The sequence below is a fragment of the Ochrobactrum sp. AN78 genome (assembly GCF_029909885.1).
Lineage (GTDB): Bacteria > Pseudomonadota > Alphaproteobacteria > Rhizobiales > Rhizobiaceae > Brucella > Brucella quorumnocens.
In genome coordinates this window covers 74,566-89,863 of the sequence record NZ_JASAMU010000003.1, presented here as the reverse complement: position 1 = coordinate 89,863, position 15,298 = coordinate 74,566, and the positions used below count along the sequence as shown (strand labels likewise).

The following is a 15,298-nucleotide window of genomic DNA, read 5'->3' as shown; positions in this document are numbered from 1 at the left end:
GCCTGATCTACTGAGGAGCCCAACTGCATTTGGCATAAAATGATGTATTTTGATGTATTTCGGATACATCGACGGGAATTGATGAGGAAAACACCCATCCGATGACGCATAAGACTTGCATCATTTTCAAATCGAAATACATCATTTTACATCATTTCTGTGAGGGACGGGATTTGCGATCAACATTGAGCGACATTGCCAAGGCTGCCGGTGTATCAAGTGCGACCGTTGACCGTGTTCTCAACAATCGCGATGGCGTGAAAGAGCGCACGCGGGAAATCGTGCTCGAAGCCGCACGCAATCTTGGCTACCTTCCCGGCAGCGCGCCTCGCAATGCAGCACCCACTGAGCGGATGAAGCTGGACTTCGTATTGCCTGCAGGAACCAACACCTTCATCGCCAATCTGCGCGATCAGATTGTCAGGCAGGCCGCGCTGAAGCCTGAAATTGACCTGACCATCCATAGTGTTGAAGGCTTCAACCCGGATACGCTGGCGCAGGCGCTGGAAAGCCTCAAGGGACAGGCGCAAGGCGTTGGCGTGATTGCGCTGGATCACCCGACAGTGCGTGAAGCCATGCGTGCTCTCGCTGAATCCGGTGCGCATATCGTAACGATTGCGTCAGACATTCTACATGTGCCACGCGTTGGCTATATTGGCATCGACAATCGCGCAGCAGGCCGGCTTGGCGGCTATATCCTTGGCAGGTTTTTGGGGCGAGCGGCAGGAAACAAGGTCGCATTATTCGCCGGATCGCTTTCCTATCGCGGACATGAAGAGCGCGAGATGGGCTTTCGGCGCGTGATCGCGGAGGAGTTTCCGCAACTAAATATCGTTGAATTGAAAGAGATCGAAGACAGTCGCGAGAAGGCTTATACTGAGACTATCGCGATGCTCGAGCGCCACCCGGACCTTGCAGGCATATATAATCTAGGCGCTGGCAATCAGGGCATCGGTCAGGCTTTGATGGATTCCGGTAAATCGGATTCAGTTATATTCATTGGGCATGAACTGACCGAAAGCACCAAACGCCTGCTGCTGAATGGCACCATGGATGCTGTCATTGATCAGAACCCGCGCGTTGAAGCGCGTGAAGCACTGATGGCACTTATCAGCAGCATCAAAGGCCAATCATTCGACCCACAGCCGCCACGCGTTCAGGTGATCTTCAGAGAGAACATTCCTGAGAACTAAAACTTAAAGCATTTGCAGCAAAAAGTGCGAAGCGGTTTTGAGTAGGATAATGCGTAAAAACAAATAGCTGCAGCGGTTCCAACGATACAGTCTTAATTGGAACCATTGTAAAGACTGTTACTTCGTATAAAGCGCGCGCGAACGCTCGAGATGGTGCAGCATCGCAGCTTCTGCACCGTCCGAGTTTTTAGCGGCAAGCATCTCGATAATTTCTTCGTGCTCGACGAGTGTGTATTTTTCTTTACCCGTCCAGATCAGCATATGCGTGTGATATTCACGCAGCCAGGCGAGCATCGCTTCACTGACGCCAACGAAGATCGGATTGCCAGAAATTTTCGCGATCCGAATATGAAATTCCATATCGGCGGAAATGAACGCATCGGCATCACCCAGCGATTCCCGCTGGCGCTCCACGATTGCGCGAAGGTCCGCAACGTCTTGTTCGCTGGCCTTCTGCGCTGCTTCACGGGCAATACCGCGCTCGAAGAAAATACGCGCGCTTTTGAGATGCTCCAGCGTATCCAGGGATTGCGCCAGCATGATCTTCGCCGTCGGGTCGACTTGCTGCAAGATCGAACGGGCAGTCAGTTTCAAAACCTTGGCGCGCTCACCATGCGAGATATTGACCAGTCCCATCTTGGCAAGTGACTGCATCGCCTCGCGGATCGCGGGACGTCCGACGCCAAAACGCTCCATCAGAACACGCTCGGACGGCATTTCGTCGCCCGGCGTCAATTCACCGGACGTAATCATGTTTTCGAGCCGGTCGAAAACTTCGTCGGACAGTTTGCGGCGAATGATGGGTTCGATTGGTTGGGTCATTGCATCTCACTACTCATGAGCTTTTCTCTCTTATGCATGTTCAAATGCCTCGAGGAAAGCCGTTACCCACGCTCTCGTGACTGGGCTAACAATTTTCCACTTGCAGATGTTGGAATACTCATTATACCAGTTAGCACTCAAACACCATGCGCTTATCAACTATGCACATGTCTCAGGCGCAGCAAAAACAGTGAGTGACGACAATTCCGATGAACATCTGTTTGACCTATCGCATTGAGACCACCGGCAGCATCGAACAGATGGCAGCCAAGATCGCGAGCGATCAGTCGACCGGTACTTTCGTCGCCGTTCCCGGAGAAACAGAAGAGCTGAAGGCGCGCGTCGCAGCGCGCGTACTGGAAATTCGGCCGCTTGAAGATGCGAGCGTGCCTGCTTGGCCAGAGCTTGAATCCGGTCACGGGCCGATCAAGCGCGCCGATGTCGATATTGCCTTTCCGCTTGATGCTATCGGCACCGACCTTGCAGCGCTGATGACGATTGCCGTTGGCGGCGTTTACTCGATCAAGGGCATGACCGGCATTCGCGTTGTCGATATGAAGCTGCCGGATGCATTTCGTACAGCCCATCCCGGACCACAGTTCGGGATTGCCGGAAGCCGTCGCCTCACGGGCGTTGAAAAGCGCCCGATCATCGGCACCATCGTCAAGCCAGCCCTTGGTTTGCGTCCGCATGAGACCGCAGAACTCGTCGGCGAATTGATCGAATCCGGCGTCGATTTCATCAAGGACGATGAAAAACTGATGAGCCCGGCCTATTCGCCGCTCAAAGAGCGCATTGAAGCGATCATGCCGCGCATTCTTGATCACGAGCAGAAGACCGGCAAAAAGGTCATGTATGCCTTTGGCATCTCCCATGCCGATCCCGATGTCATGATGCGCAACCATGACATGGTATTGAAAGCTGGCGGCAATTGCGCCGTGGTCAACATCAATTCGGTTGGCTTCGGCGGCATGAGCTTCCTGCGCAAGCGCTCAGGCCTCGTGCTCCACGCCCACCGCAATGGCTGGGACGTCCTGACCCGCAATCCAGGCGCTGGTATGGATTTCCGCGTCTATCAGCAGTTCTGGCGCCTGCTCGGTGTCGATCAGTTCCAGATCAACGGCATTCGTGTGAAATATTGGGAGCCGGACGAAAGCTTCGTCAATTCGTTCAAGGCTGTCAGCACGCCATTGTTCACGCCTGCCGACTGCCCGCTTCCCGTTGCCGGTTCCGGTCAGTGGGGCGGACAGGCGCCTGAAACCTATGAACGTACAGGCCGCACCACGGACCTGCTTTATCTGTGCGGTGGCGGCATTGTCAGCCATCCGGGTGGCCCGGCTGCTGGTGTTCGCGCCGTGCAGCAGGCATGGGAAGCAGCAGTCGCTGGTATCCCGCTTGAAACATTTGCTGCAGATCACCCTGAACTTGCAGCCTCGCTCGCAAAATTCGGAAAAGGTGGCGAGTAATGTCACAGGCCTCCAACGAATTGCTATTGTCCTATTACGGTGACGACCTCACCGGCTCGACTGATGTCATGGAGGCACTTGCTTCCAATGGAGTCGACACTGTTCTGTTTATGAATGTGCCAGATGAGACGCTGCTTGCACGCTTTTCGCACTGCAAAGCCATCGGCCTTGCAGGCACCAGCCGCAGCGAAACGCCGGAATGGATGCAGGAACACCTCACGCCCGCATTCAACTGGCTCAAAAGCCTCAATGCTGCGATTGCCCATTACAAGGTCTGCTCGACATTCGATTCCGCACCGCATGTCGGCAATATCGGCAAGGCAGTTGAAATCGGCAAAGCAATCTTCAATCAGGCCTATGTGCCGTTGGTTGTCGGTGCGCCGCAGCTCAAGCGTTACACATCTTTCGGAAATTTGTTCGCCGCCTATCAGGGCGAAACCTATCGCATCGACCGTCATCCGGTCATGAGCCGCCATCCGGTCACGCCTATGCATGAAGCAGACCTGCGCGTGCATCTGGCTCAGCAGACAGCGCTTAAAACTGTGCTTGCTGATCTCGTAGCGCTTTCAGCAGCCGATGCGAATGAACGTGTAAACGCGATTGTCAAAGATGCTGACGGCATGTTGCTCCTCGACGTTGATAGCCATGAAAGCCAGTTGCACGCAGGCGAACAGCTCTGGCGTTTGCGTGCCCGTGAAGGCTGGTTTGTCGCTGGTTCGTCCGGCGTTGAATATGCGCTTCTGGCCGCTTGGGCCAAGGCCGGACTGATCGGTACGAAAAAGGAGTTTCCACTTCCGGGCAAGGCTGACCGCATCGCGGTCGTTTCAGGAAGCGTCTCTCCGACGACAGAACGTCAGATTCGTCATGCGACCGCATCGGGCTTTACCGGCATTGATCTCAACCCGCTCGATCTTTTGGGCGAAAACGGCAATCAGGCAATCGAAGCTGCCATTGCTGAAGGCCAGAAGGCGCTCAAGCAGGGCAACAGTGTGATCCTCAACACCGCCCTTGGCCCGTCGGCTGATCGCGGCACAGAAATTGATAAGATCGCAGGCAGCCGCCACCAGCTGGCGCGCAGCCTCGGCTTCATCCTCCGCAGCCTTGTTGAGCGCGAAAGTCTTACCCGCGCAGTCATTGCAGGCGGCGACACTTCCAGCCACGCATTGCGTGAATTGCATGTCGATGCACTCACCACGCTTTTGCCGCTTCCACAAACTCCGGGGTCGCCGCTTTGCACGGCACACGGCGCTCACGCCGCCACCAACGGCCTGCAGGTTGCCCTCAAGGGCGGTCAGGTCGGTTCTGACGGTTACTTCAGTCAGATTCGCGACGGGTTGACCGCTTGAATCTGGAATACTCATTGACTGGTTATACCAGTTGAGCTACCAAAAGTCTGGGAAGGAACTACAATCATGACAGCTATCGCTTTGTTCGGAGCGGGCGGCAAGATGGGCTACCGTCTGGCCAAGAACCTCAAGGGTTCACGCTTTGACGTACGTCACATCGAAGTCAGCGACGCAGGCAAGGCACGCCTGAAGAACGACCTCGGCATCGACACCATCGATGCTGATGCAGGTCTCGAAGGCGCTGAAGTCGTCATTCTGGCTGTGCCGGATACCATCATCGGCAAGGTTGCTGCAGGCATCGTTGACAAGCTGAAGCCAGGCACAATGGTTATTGCGCTCGACGCAGCTGCGCCATTCGCCGGTCATCTGCCAGAACGCGCAGACCTTACCTATTTCGTGACGCATCCTTGCCATCCGCCGATCTTCAACGATGAAACAGACATGCAGGCAAAGAAGGACCATTTCGGCGGTCTGTTTGCCAAGCAGCACATCGTTTCAGCTCTGATGCAGGGTCCAGAAGAAGCCTATGCGCTTGGTGAAGAAATCGCCAAGGTCATCTGGGCACCTGTCATGCGTTCGCACCGCGTAACCGTCGAGCAGCTCGCAATCCTCGAGCCGGGCCTTTCGGAAACCGTTTGCGCTTCGCTTCTGGTCGTCATGAAGCAGGCCATGGACGAAAGCGTTCGTCGCGGCGTTCCTGAAGAAGCTGCTCGCGACTTCCTGCTTGGCCACATGAATGTTCTCGGCGCCGTCATTTTTGGCGAAGTTCAGGGCGTATTCTCCGATGCCTGCAACAAGGCAATCGAATTCGGCATTCCTGCGCTGATGCGCGATGACTGGAAGAACGTTTTCGAACCGGAAGAAATCGCAGAAAGCATCCGTCGCATTACGTGACGTCACTTGGGAGGGCGCAAGCCCTCCCCACTTACCGCCCTTTTGGGAAACGGGGCTTATTGGGAGGTCTACATGAAGTTTACACGCAGGAAAATTGCGCGCGGTTTTGCGATTGCAGCCGTCTCGGCAACATTGGCAGGCAGCGTTGTCATGCCAGCCTGGGCTGCCGATCTTATCGCGATCATCACACCATCGCATGACAATCCATTCTATAAAGCCGAAGCTGTCGGCGCGGAAGCCAAGGCCAAGGAGCTTGGTTACGATACGCTGATCCTTCAGCATGATGACGACGCGACCAAGCAGTCGCAGCTTGTCGATACGGCCATCGGCCGTGGCGCAAAGGCGATCATCCTCGACAATGCCGGTTCGGAAGCATCGATTGCGGCCGTTCAGAAGGCCAAGGACGCGAAGATCCCTTCGTTCCTGATCGACCGTGAAATCAATGCCTCGGGTGTTGCTGTTTCGCAGATCGTTTCGAACAACTATCAGGGCGCTCAGCTCGGCGCTGAAGAATTCGTCAAGCTGATGGGCGAAGCCGGCAATTATGTCGAGCTGCTTGGTCGCGAATCCGATCTCAATGCTGGCACCCGCTCCAAGGGCTATCACGACGTCATCGACGAATATCCAGACATGAAGATGGTTGCGCAGCAGTCTGCCAACTGGAGCCAGACTGAAGCTTTCACCAAGATGCAGAGCATTCTGCAGGCAAACCCTGATATCAAGGGCGTGATTTCCGGCAACGACACCATGGCTATGGGTGCATGGGCAGCGCTTGAAGCTGCAGGTCGCAAGGACGTTATCGTTGTCGGCTTTGACGGCTCCAACGATGTGCGGGACTCCATCAAGGCTGGCGGCATCAAGGCAACTGTTCTTCAGCCAGCTTACGCTCAAGCACAGATGGCTGTCGTACAGGCTGACGAATATATCAAGACCGGTAAGGGTTCTGCTGAAGAAAAGCAGCTAATGGACTGCGTCCTCATCAATCCTGACAATGCAGACAAGCTCGAAACCTTCGCTTTGAAGGACTAACTCCCAAGGCTTGCGACATCGGGAGCGCCGACAATGTTAGCGCTCCCCATATGTTCCTAATACCAAGGATAAATTCATGTCAGTGCTGAAGTCAGCTTCCATTATCCTGCTGGCCTGCGGTGTCGCGCTTTCGGGCTGCAAAATCATCAAGACTCCGACAGCAGAAGAAGCCGCAGAAGCACGCGGCGATAATTTCAATCCCGATCGTTCGGTTGCCGACATCTGGGACTCAAAAGTTAAGCCGTTTTTTGCCGAGAAAACTACAACGCTTGATGAAGTGATGCAGGCAGCAAACGCAGATGCGGATGCCGCTGGAGCAAAATACGGCCATCGCGAAAAGCAGGGCAATGCCCCCTGGACTTTTGCAGCCAAGCTTGAAGGCACTGTGGTCGCCGCCGAAACGAAATCGCGCGCAGCATATGTTGATGTCGACAGCAATGGCGATGGCAAGGCCGATGCACGTGTGCAGATCGGGCCGACGGTTCGCGGCAGCGCAATCCGCGACAGCCTCTCCTTTGTGAACTTCAACGAGTTTCGCAATCAGATCGACTGGGCTCAGTTTGGCAAGGCGTTCAACACCCGCGTCAATGACGATGTTCTTTCAAAGCTTCCGCGCGAAGATCTGGTTGGCATGAAGGTGAAAGCCGAAGGTGCTTTCCCGTTGCCATCGAAGGGACAGCTTCCTCTTGTCACGCCAGTTTCCATCTCTTTGGAGAAATAAGCGATGGAGACGGAAATGAACCCAAAGGACGATATCGTCCTCAAGCTTGAGGATGTTTCCAAGGTTTACTCGGGCATTATCGCGGTCAAGCGTGCCAATCTCGAATTGCGTCGCGGCTCGGTCAATGTGCTTGTCGGTGAAAACGGTGCTGGCAAATCCACGCTGATGAAAATCATCGCTGGCGTTGAACGCCCAACCATGGGGAAGATTATTCTCGATGGAGAGGAAGTGTCATTCGACAGTCCAGCCGACGCGCAAAAGCGCGGTATTGCGATGATCTTTCAAGAACTGAACCTGTTTTCAAACATGTCGGTGGCAGAGAATATCTTTGCCACACGCGAAATCATGCGCGGGTTGCGCGGTATCGACCACAAGGCGCAGGTTGTAAAAGCCAACGAATACCTCGACCGACTCGATGCAGGCATCAGTGCAAATACGCTTGTCGCCGATTTGCCGATTGGTCAGCAGCAGCTTGTCGAAATCGCAAAGGCAATCTCGATTGATGCACGCATTGTCATTATGGACGAGCCAACATCCGCACTTTCTGCAGCCGAAGTCGACATTCTTTTCAAGGTGATTGCCGAACTGAAAAGTCAGGGCGTCGCAATCGTCTATATTTCGCATCGTCTCGAAGAACTGATGCGGATCGGCGATTACATCACCGTTTTGCGTGATGGAAAAATCACCGGGCAGGAAGAGATCAAGAATATCGATACGCAATGGATTGTGCGTTCGATGATTGGCTCCGATGCCAAGGATTTTGCAAAGCCTGTGACCCACAAGATCGGTGCAGAGCGGTTTCGTGCTGAAAACATCACCCTACCCCGCCCAACCGGCGGATTGGCAGTCGATGATGTATCGCTGAGTGTGCGCGCAGGCGAAGTTTTGGGCATTTACGGCCTGATGGGCGCGGGGCGCTCCGAGTTCTTCGAATGCGTGATGGGCCAGCATGGGCATTCCACTGGTAAGATCTATATTGATGGCGAGCAAGTGAAGGAGCGCGACACCACCCGTCGTATCCGGCGCGGTCTTGCGCTCATTCCGGAAGACCGTCAGCGCGAAGGTCTGGTGCAGATATTGTCGATTGCCAACAATCTGACACTGGCAAGCCTCGACCGTCTGGCCCGCTTCTTCCACATCACGCCAAAGCGTGAAAAGCAGGCCATTCAGGAAGCCATCAAGGACCTTTCGATCAAGGCACCCAACCCGGATTTTGAAGTCACTTCAATGTCAGGTGGCAACCAGCAGAAGGTCGTCATCGGCAAGGCGCTGATGACCAATCCAAAAGTTCTCCTGATGGACGAGCCATCGCGCGGCATTGATGTGGGCGCAAAGGCGGACGTCTTCCGCACCATGCGCAGGCTTGCCGCCGAGGGTCTTTCCATTCTTTTTTCAACCTCTGATCTGGAAGAAGTCATGGCGCTCTCCGATCGCATCGCGGTGCTCAGCAATGGGAAGCTGATTGCCATATTCGACCGCGATAAAGCGACGGAAGCCGACATCGTTGCCGCTTCGGCCAAAGGCCACGGACATACGCATGACAACGACCACAACAAACAAACAAGGGAACTCGCGTCATGACAGCCAACACAACGGCGGCGGCCACTGACTCAACCTTTAACAGCGGCTCGGCCCTGCTGACGCTGATGAAACTGAGAACCTTCATCGCGCTTTTCGCTGTGTTTATCTTCTTCTCATTCGCAGCGCCAAATTTCCTTTCTGCCGCCAACCTGATCTTGATGTCGAAGCACGTAGCCCTTAACGCATTCCTTGCGATGGGCATGACCTTCGTCATCATCACGGGCGGCATCGATCTCTCGGTGGGCTCCATCGTCGGGCTTTGCGGTATGGTTGCCGGTGGCCTGCTGATCTATGGCGTTGACCTTGGTGTCGGCTATACGATCTATTTCAACATCATCGAAATATCGCTGATCACACTGGCCGTTGGTGTCGCGGTTGGCTTCATAAACGGGCTGTTGATCACCAAATTGAATGTCGCGCCGTTCATCGCGACACTCGGCACCTTGTATGTGGCGCGCGGCCTGGCACTTTTATCCTCGGACGGCCAGACCTTCCCGAACCTTGTAGGCCGCGAAGACCTGGGCACAACCGGCTTCGCGTTCCTCGGATCGGGTAGCATTCTCGGTCTTCCGGTATCGATCTGGATTCTGATCGTCGTCGCTTTGGCCGCGGCCTATATCGCGCGATACACGCCGCTTGGTCGCCAGATTTTCGCAGTCGGCGGCAATGAACGTGCGGCACGCATGTCGGGTATCCGCGTCGACCGCGTAAAGATGTTCGTTTATATGTTTTCGGGCTTCTGTGCTGCAATCGCCGGGCTTATCATCTCGTCCGAACTGATGTCATCGCATCCGGCAACTGGCAACTCCTTCGAGCTGAACGCCATTGCAGCAGCCGTTCTCGGCGGCACTTCGATGTCAGGCGGACGCGGCACCATTGGCGGCACAATCATCGGTGCATTCGTCATCGGTATTCTCTCCGACGGTCTGGTCATGATGGGCGTATCGTCCTTCTGGCAGATGGTCATCAAGGGCCTTGTCATCATCATTGCCGTGGTGGTCGATCAGGCACAGCGCCGCCTCCAGCAGCGCGTTACACTCATGCAAATGGCAAAAGCGGGTTAAAAATGGCAGAATTGAATGGCGCTCTGATCGGCTGCGGTTTCTTCGCAATCAACCAGATGCATGCATGGAATGACGTTTCGGGTGCCAAGATCGTGGCAATCTGCGACCGCGATGCTGAGCGGTTGAAGATTGTCGGCGACCAGTTTGGGATCGAACGCCGCTACACGGATGCGGAGGCGCTGTTTGCAGATGGCGGCATCGATTTTGTCGATATCGCCACCACGGTTTCAAGCCATCGTGTGCTGGTGGAACTTGCGGCTGCGCACAAGGTGCCAGCAATCTGCCAGAAGCCTTTTGCCAAAACGCTTGATGATGCAAAGGCCATGGTGAAGGTCTGCGATGAAGCAGGTATTCCGCTTATGGTGCATGAAAACTTCCGCTGGCAGACGCCTATTCAGGCAGTGCGCAAGGCACTCGACAGTGGTGTCATCGGCACGCCATTCTGGGGACGTTTCTCCTTCCGCTCCGGCTTCGACGTGTTTTCTGGCCAGCCTTATCTTGCAGAGGGTGAACGTTTCATCATTGAAGACTTAGGCATTCATACGCTTGATATTGCGCGCTTTATTCTGGGTGATGTGACCAGCCTTGTTGCACGCACCAAGCGCGTCAACCCGAAAATCAAGGGCGAGGACGTAGCGACCATTCTTATGGATCATGAAAATGATGCTACCTCCATTGTCGACGTAAGCTATGCCACCAAGCTCGAAACCGATCCTTTCCCGGAAACGCTTATTGAGCTCGATGGCACGCAAGGCTCGATCCGTCTTTATCGGGGCTATCGCCTTGAGGTGATTACGCCGAACGGCACCACAGTTTCCGATGTTTCGCCAAAACTGCTCTCATGGGCCTCACGTCCATGGCACAATATTCAGGAAAGCGTTTTTGCCATTCAGCAGCATTGGGTGGACAAGCTGGAAACTCGCGAAGAAACCTCGACATCGGGTGCGGATAATCTCAAGACTTTCGCGCTTGTCGAAGCCGCCTATGACAGTGCGGCCAGCGGTAATCGTGTTGATGTGACGGCATTGCTAAAATGAACAGTGCCGATCCCTTCCTGCTTTATGGCACTCGTGAAGCTGAAACCCCGCCTCAGCATCTCAAGGCAGGTTTGCTTTCGGTTGATCTGAGCGATGGCAATCTACGAACCATCAAATATGATGGCGTCGAGGTTCTGCGCGCTGTTTCCTATCTGGTGCGGGATCAAGACTGGGGAACCTACAACCCGGAAATCCATGATCTGAATGTTGAGCAAAACGACAGCGGCTTTATCGTCACCTATCAGGCACGTTGCGAAGGACCGGATGCGACCCAACTCACCATTGATGTTCGCATTCAGGCAGAGATTGGCGGTACGCTCACTTTTGATGCCGTAGCGAATACAGCGACAGGCTTTGAAACCAACCGTTGCGGCTTCTGCATTCTGCATCCAATCGTCGGCGTGGCAGGCTCGCCTGTTAGCGTCGAGTACGTCGATGGAACGCTCAACGAAACCCATTTGCCCGACCTGATCGAGCCATGGCAGCCTCTTATGGACATGCGCGCTATCACCCATGAGGTTATCTCCGGCGTTTCAGCCGAGTGCCGTATGGAAGGCGATACTTTTGAGATGGAAGACCAGCGCAACTGGTCTGATGCATCTTACAAGACCTATGTGCGTCCGCTGGCTTTGCCATGGCCTTACCAGATCGAAGCCTCCAAGCCTCAGCATCAGCGCATCGTGCTCAGTATTCGCGATACACGCAAAGCAGCGTCACAAGCGGGCACGAATGCGGAGCCGGTGAGCATCACGCTCGGCGACCTAAGCGGCAGGATGCCAAATATCGGCATCATCATCACGCCAAAAGAAGCCAAGGCCAGTTTAGCTGCAACAGAGCTACTTCAGGAAATAGCCCCGCAGGATTTGTTATTTCATTACGATCCTTTGGCCGGACACGATGGATCAGCTTTCATCTACTTTGCAGCTCTTGCAGCTCGACATGAAGGGCGCGTTTCGCTTGAAATTGCATTGCCTTGCGCAAAGTCTCTGATCGAGGAAATGAACGAGATTGCAGCAGACATGAAAGTCGCCGGATTTAAGCCGGATGCAATTATTGTTTCACCGGCTATAGATCGGCAGTCAACACCGCCCGGCAGTGAATGGCCACCCTGCCCGCCGCTTGAAGATGTTTATGCCGCAGCAAGAGCAGCCTTCCCGAATGTGCGGCTTGGCGGCGGAATGCTGAGCTATTTCACCGAACTTAATCGCAAGCGCGTTCCGGGCGAGCTTATTGATTTTGTCACTCACTGCACCAATCCGATTGTCCATGCAGCCGACGACCTGAGCGTCATGCAAACACTGGAGGCGCTGCCTTTCATTACCCGTTCGGTGCGCGCAATCTACGGCGACAAGCCCTATCGCATCGGGCTGTCGACTATCCCCATGCGCCAGAACCCTTATGGCAGCAGGACGATGGAAAACCCGAATGGCAAGCGCATTGCGATGGCCAATCGCGATCCGCGCCATAATGGAAAATTCGCGGAAAGCTTTGCAATGGCATATGCCATATCTGTGCTGAATGCTGGCCTCGATAGCCTGACACTCTCCGCCCTCACCGGCCCGTTCGGGCTTGTTGCGGGCGAAAACGAACCGACAGTTGCTGGCGGCAAGCGCCCTTTGTTCAATGCTGTAAAAGTGCTTGCACAGCTTGCCGGGAAAAACTTCAAGCCGTGCCAATCTTCGCGTCCATCGGGCGTTCTGGCAATGGCGGTGGAAGAGAAGGTCTGGCTGGTCAATATCACATCGCATCAACAGGACGTAGTGGTTGCAGGCAGCAAGATTATATCATTGCCGCCCTATGGCGTGCAGTCGGGCGCGATCTAAAAAACGGGCCAATGGCCCGTTTGTTCATTTAGACACTCGGATATTGAGCGTCCGTCACATGCTCCATCCAGTCGACAACCTTGCCGTCGAGCTGTTCCTGCGTTGCGATATGGCTCATCGCATTTTGTGGCGACGCGCCGTGCCAATGCTTTTCACCCGGTTCAAACCAGACAACATCGCCGGGTCGAATTTCCTCAATCGGACCGCCTTCGCGCTGCACCAGGCCTAATCCAGAAGTAACAATCAGCGTTTGTCCGAGCGGATGCGTGTGCCAGGCAGTGCGGGCACCCGGCTCAAATGTAACTGTTGCTGCGGCAGCACGCCGTGCATCATTGGGCGAAAACAACGGATCAATGCGAACCTGGCCCGTAAACCAGTCTGCGGGGCCAACACCGGATGGTGTCGATCCATTTCTTTTGATTTCCATAGCGTTCTCCTGTCAGCGCATAAGATAGCGTCGTGACCTTGCAAAGAAATAGCAAAACGCCGATCAAATGACCGGCGTTTATCAATTTGACTTGAATATTTTAAAGCATGTTTCCCAAAAGTGGGAACCGGTTTCGGGACAACGACATGCACCCTGCTCTAGCGGCGTTTCGCTGGCTGCTCGCCAAGCTTCATGCCGTGGCGTTTTGAAAGCTCAGCAATAACAAGCTCTAGCTCCTGCGCCTTGCGTGCAGCATCCCAGCCAAATTCAATGCCAAGGATATCAGCAATTGCGATCAGATTGGCATTCGACAGCGCGCCATCAATCGCCAGCGTCGTGCGTCGCAATACTACATCGGAGAGATGAACGACCAGCTCATTGCGCGCAATCCACGCAATTTCCGCACGGCTTATGCTGTCTGTGTCAGGCAGAAGTGTAACGCCAACTTTGGCTTCGTCCTGAATGATCGGCAAGGCAGTCGTGCCGTAGCGCTGCAAAAGTGTCTCGACGCGTTCGGCTGCAAGCCCGGTTTCCTTGGCGTGTTTCGCCACCCATGCGGCGCTTGCCCGGTCATCAGTCGGGTAATCCTTGCCGCCGCCGATGGTCAAAGTGCGGGTTGATTTGAGACGCTCGCGACCAAAACGCTTTAGTACCGTATCTGCCACTTCTTCCGCGAAACCGCGGAACGTCGTCCACTTACCACCAACCAGCGAAATGATCGCAAACGGACGGCCTGCATCCGGCTCAATAACCGGCGCGGAGTGGTCCCGGCTGATAAGCCCCGGTTCCGACGCATTGGAGGCAGGCAGCGGGCGAATGCCGCTATATGTGTAGACGATCTGGCTGCGATCGAACTTCAGCTTCGGCAGCAGCGAACGCAGGCTTTCGATGAAGTAATCGATTTCCTTGTCTTCCGCGAAAACCTCATCCGGATTGTTTGCCGGAATATCCGTCGAACCGACCAGCGCCAGACCATGATAATCATAGACAAGGCAGATACGACCATCATCCGCCTCAAAATAGATCATGCGGCCCTTGAGACTTTTGACCAGTTCCGGGTGATCGATCAGGATATGCGACCCCTTGGTGCCGCCGATCATCTTGGTTTCTTTACCAAGCGCCGCGTTGACATGATCGATCCACGGACCAGCAGCATTGATGACGATCTTTGGCTTCACCGTGAAAGCAGCACCATCCGGCCCTTCAAAGCTCACTGCGCCGTCGCTGGCCGCAACAATGGAGCTGAAATTGGCCGCTGCGTTCTTTGGATTGGCTTTCACGCCGTCGCTGACAAGCTCATAAACCAGACGTTCCGGCTTACTCACCCATGCATCATAATAAATGCCACCCCCAACGATAGACGTGGTCATATAGGGCATTTCCTTCAAGGCACTCTTCTTGAAGAGAAAATTATGCTTTGGCATAACGCGTTCACGCGCACCAAAATAATCGTAAAGCCCGAGACCGATTTTGATCAGCACAGCGCCACGGCTGCGTGGAGCGGTGGTTGAGCCAAACAAAGTCCTGAGTGCAGCGGTAATGCCCTTGGTCCACGAGAAAACCGGAATAAAGGTCGGCAGCGGCTGGACATTATGCGGCGCATTTTTCAACAGGATATTACGCTCGACCGTCGATTGAGCAACCAGACCGAATTCACCGGTTTCGAGATATTTGAGACCCCCGTGAATGAGGCGTGACGGGGCAGCACTCGTGCCGGAACCAAAATCGCCCTTATCAACGATCAAGCAGCTCACGCCCTGTTCACTCAGATCGCGATAGAGACCCGCGCCATTGATGCCTGCGCCCAGAATGAGCACATCAACACCGTCAGCTTCGAGTTGGCTGATACGGTTCTTCATTTGGGCGCTGTTTACGAAATCGTTCATTTCACTGTC

At 54.6% G+C, this 15,298-nt stretch carries 13 protein-coding genes; 10 read left to right on the top strand and 3 right to left on the bottom strand.

Annotated elements, in window-relative coordinates:
* The first annotated feature begins 173 nt into the window (after positions 1–173).
* Complete coding sequence (locus QBD00_RS07150; protein WP_318579285.1) at positions 174–1,193, top strand: LacI family DNA-binding transcriptional regulator; 1,020 nt, start codon at positions 174–176, stop codon at positions 1,191–1,193.
* A 117-nt stretch (positions 1,194–1,310) separates the two neighbouring features.
* Here the strand turns inward: QBD00_RS07150 and QBD00_RS07145 are convergent, their stop codons facing one another.
* Entirely contained in the window at positions 1,311–2,015 is a 705-nt protein-coding gene (locus QBD00_RS07145; RefSeq protein ID WP_264231924.1) for a transcriptional regulator NanR, read from the bottom strand.
* A 209-nt stretch (positions 2,016–2,224) separates the two neighbouring features.
* On the opposite strand from QBD00_RS07145, the gene oiaX reads away from it, so the two are divergent.
* From oiaX to QBD00_RS07100, 9 genes are all read left to right on the top strand, one after another.
* Positions 2,225–3,481, top strand: coding sequence for a 3-oxo-isoapionate-4-phosphate decarboxylase OiaX (gene oiaX / locus QBD00_RS07140; protein WP_318579037.1), 1,257 nt, complete (start codon positions 2,225–2,227; stop codon positions 3,479–3,481).
* On the top strand, positions 3,481–4,827 hold the full coding sequence (locus tag QBD00_RS07135) for a four-carbon acid sugar kinase family protein (RefSeq protein WP_151092646.1): 1,347 nt from the start codon (positions 3,481–3,483) through the stop codon (positions 4,825–4,827). Before oiaX ends, QBD00_RS07135 begins: the two co-directional genes overlap by 1 nt.
* 66 nt (positions 4,828–4,893) lie before the next feature.
* Positions 4,894–5,721: a phosphogluconate dehydrogenase C-terminal domain-containing protein gene (locus tag QBD00_RS07130; protein ID WP_140022610.1), complete on the top strand. Its 828-nt coding sequence runs from the start codon at positions 4,894–4,896 to the stop codon at positions 5,719–5,721.
* 72 nt (positions 5,722–5,793) lie between these two features.
* Positions 5,794–6,750, top strand: coding sequence for a D-ribose ABC transporter substrate-binding protein (locus QBD00_RS07125; protein ID WP_318579036.1), 957 nt, complete (start codon positions 5,794–5,796; stop codon positions 6,748–6,750).
* Positions 6,751–6,826: 76 nt separating this feature from the next.
* Positions 6,827–7,471 carry a DUF2291 family protein gene (locus QBD00_RS07120; RefSeq protein ID WP_318579035.1) on the top strand — a complete coding sequence of 215 codons (645 nt, stop codon included), beginning with the start codon at positions 6,827–6,829 and terminating at the stop codon, positions 7,469–7,471.
* 3 nt (positions 7,472–7,474) lie between these two features.
* The gene (locus QBD00_RS07115; RefSeq protein ID WP_318579034.1) at positions 7,475–9,052 is read left to right on the top strand and encodes a sugar ABC transporter ATP-binding protein; all 1,578 of its coding nucleotides are present in this window, start codon (positions 7,475–7,477) and stop codon (positions 9,050–9,052) included.
* Complete coding sequence (locus QBD00_RS07110; protein WP_264231921.1) at positions 9,049–10,116, top strand: ABC transporter permease; 1,068 nt, start codon at positions 9,049–9,051, stop codon at positions 10,114–10,116. The genes QBD00_RS07115 and QBD00_RS07110 overlap by 4 nt, the downstream gene beginning before the upstream one ends.
* 2 nt (positions 10,117–10,118) lie before the next feature.
* Positions 10,119–11,153 carry a Gfo/Idh/MocA family oxidoreductase gene (locus tag QBD00_RS07105; RefSeq protein ID WP_318579033.1) on the top strand — a complete coding sequence of 345 codons (1,035 nt, stop codon included), beginning with the start codon at positions 10,119–10,121 and terminating at the stop codon, positions 11,151–11,153.
* A complete protein-coding gene (locus QBD00_RS07100; protein ID WP_318579032.1) occupies positions 11,150–12,976 on the top strand; it encodes a hypothetical protein in 1,827 nt (608 codons plus the stop codon). The genes QBD00_RS07105 and QBD00_RS07100 overlap by 4 nt, the downstream gene beginning before the upstream one ends.
* A gap of 28 nt (positions 12,977–13,004) precedes the next feature.
* Here QBD00_RS07100 and QBD00_RS07095 read toward each other — a convergent pair whose 3' ends face one another.
* Together QBD00_RS07095 and QBD00_RS07090 are read right to left on the bottom strand one after the other, a co-directional pair.
* Positions 13,005–13,403 (bottom strand): cupin domain-containing protein, encoded by a 399-nt coding sequence (locus QBD00_RS07095; protein ID WP_318579031.1) that lies wholly within the window; start codon positions 13,401–13,403, stop codon positions 13,005–13,007.
* A gap of 158 nt (positions 13,404–13,561) precedes the next feature.
* On the bottom strand, positions 13,562–15,289 hold the full coding sequence (locus tag QBD00_RS07090) for a glycerol-3-phosphate dehydrogenase/oxidase (protein WP_412534997.1): 1,728 nt from the start codon (positions 15,287–15,289) through the stop codon (positions 13,562–13,564).
* Between the last annotated feature and the right edge of the window lie 9 nt (positions 15,290–15,298).

Excerpts from the sequence above, each read along its gene's own strand:
- QBD00_RS07145 (WP_264231924.1), bottom strand. The coding sequence starts at position 2,015 with ATGACCCAACCAATCGAACCCATCATTCGCCGCAAACTGTCCGACGAA.
- oiaX (WP_318579037.1), top strand. The coding sequence starts at position 2,225 with ATGAACATCTGTTTGACCTATCGCATTGAGACCACCGGCAGCATCGAA.
- QBD00_RS07135 (WP_151092646.1), top strand. The coding sequence starts at position 3,481 with ATGTCACAGGCCTCCAACGAATTGCTATTGTCCTATTACGGTGACGAC.
- QBD00_RS07130 (WP_140022610.1), top strand. The coding sequence starts at position 4,894 with ATGACAGCTATCGCTTTGTTCGGAGCGGGCGGCAAGATGGGCTACCGT.
- QBD00_RS07125 (WP_318579036.1), top strand. The coding sequence starts at position 5,794 with ATGAAGTTTACACGCAGGAAAATTGCGCGCGGTTTTGCGATTGCAGCC.
- QBD00_RS07120 (WP_318579035.1), top strand. The coding sequence starts at position 6,827 with ATGTCAGTGCTGAAGTCAGCTTCCATTATCCTGCTGGCCTGCGGTGTC.
- QBD00_RS07115 (WP_318579034.1), top strand. The coding sequence starts at position 7,475 with ATGGAGACGGAAATGAACCCAAAGGACGATATCGTCCTCAAGCTTGAG.
- QBD00_RS07110 (WP_264231921.1), top strand. The coding sequence starts at position 9,049 with ATGACAGCCAACACAACGGCGGCGGCCACTGACTCAACCTTTAACAGC.
- QBD00_RS07105 (WP_318579033.1), top strand. The coding sequence starts at position 10,119 with ATGGCAGAATTGAATGGCGCTCTGATCGGCTGCGGTTTCTTCGCAATC.
- QBD00_RS07100 (WP_318579032.1), top strand. The coding sequence starts at position 11,150 with ATGAACAGTGCCGATCCCTTCCTGCTTTATGGCACTCGTGAAGCTGAA.
- QBD00_RS07095 (WP_318579031.1), bottom strand. The coding sequence starts at position 13,403 with ATGGAAATCAAAAGAAATGGATCGACACCATCCGGTGTTGGCCCCGCA.
- QBD00_RS07090 (WP_412534997.1), bottom strand. The coding sequence starts at position 15,289 with ATGAACGATTTCGTAAACAGCGCCCAAATGAAGAACCGTATCAGCCAA.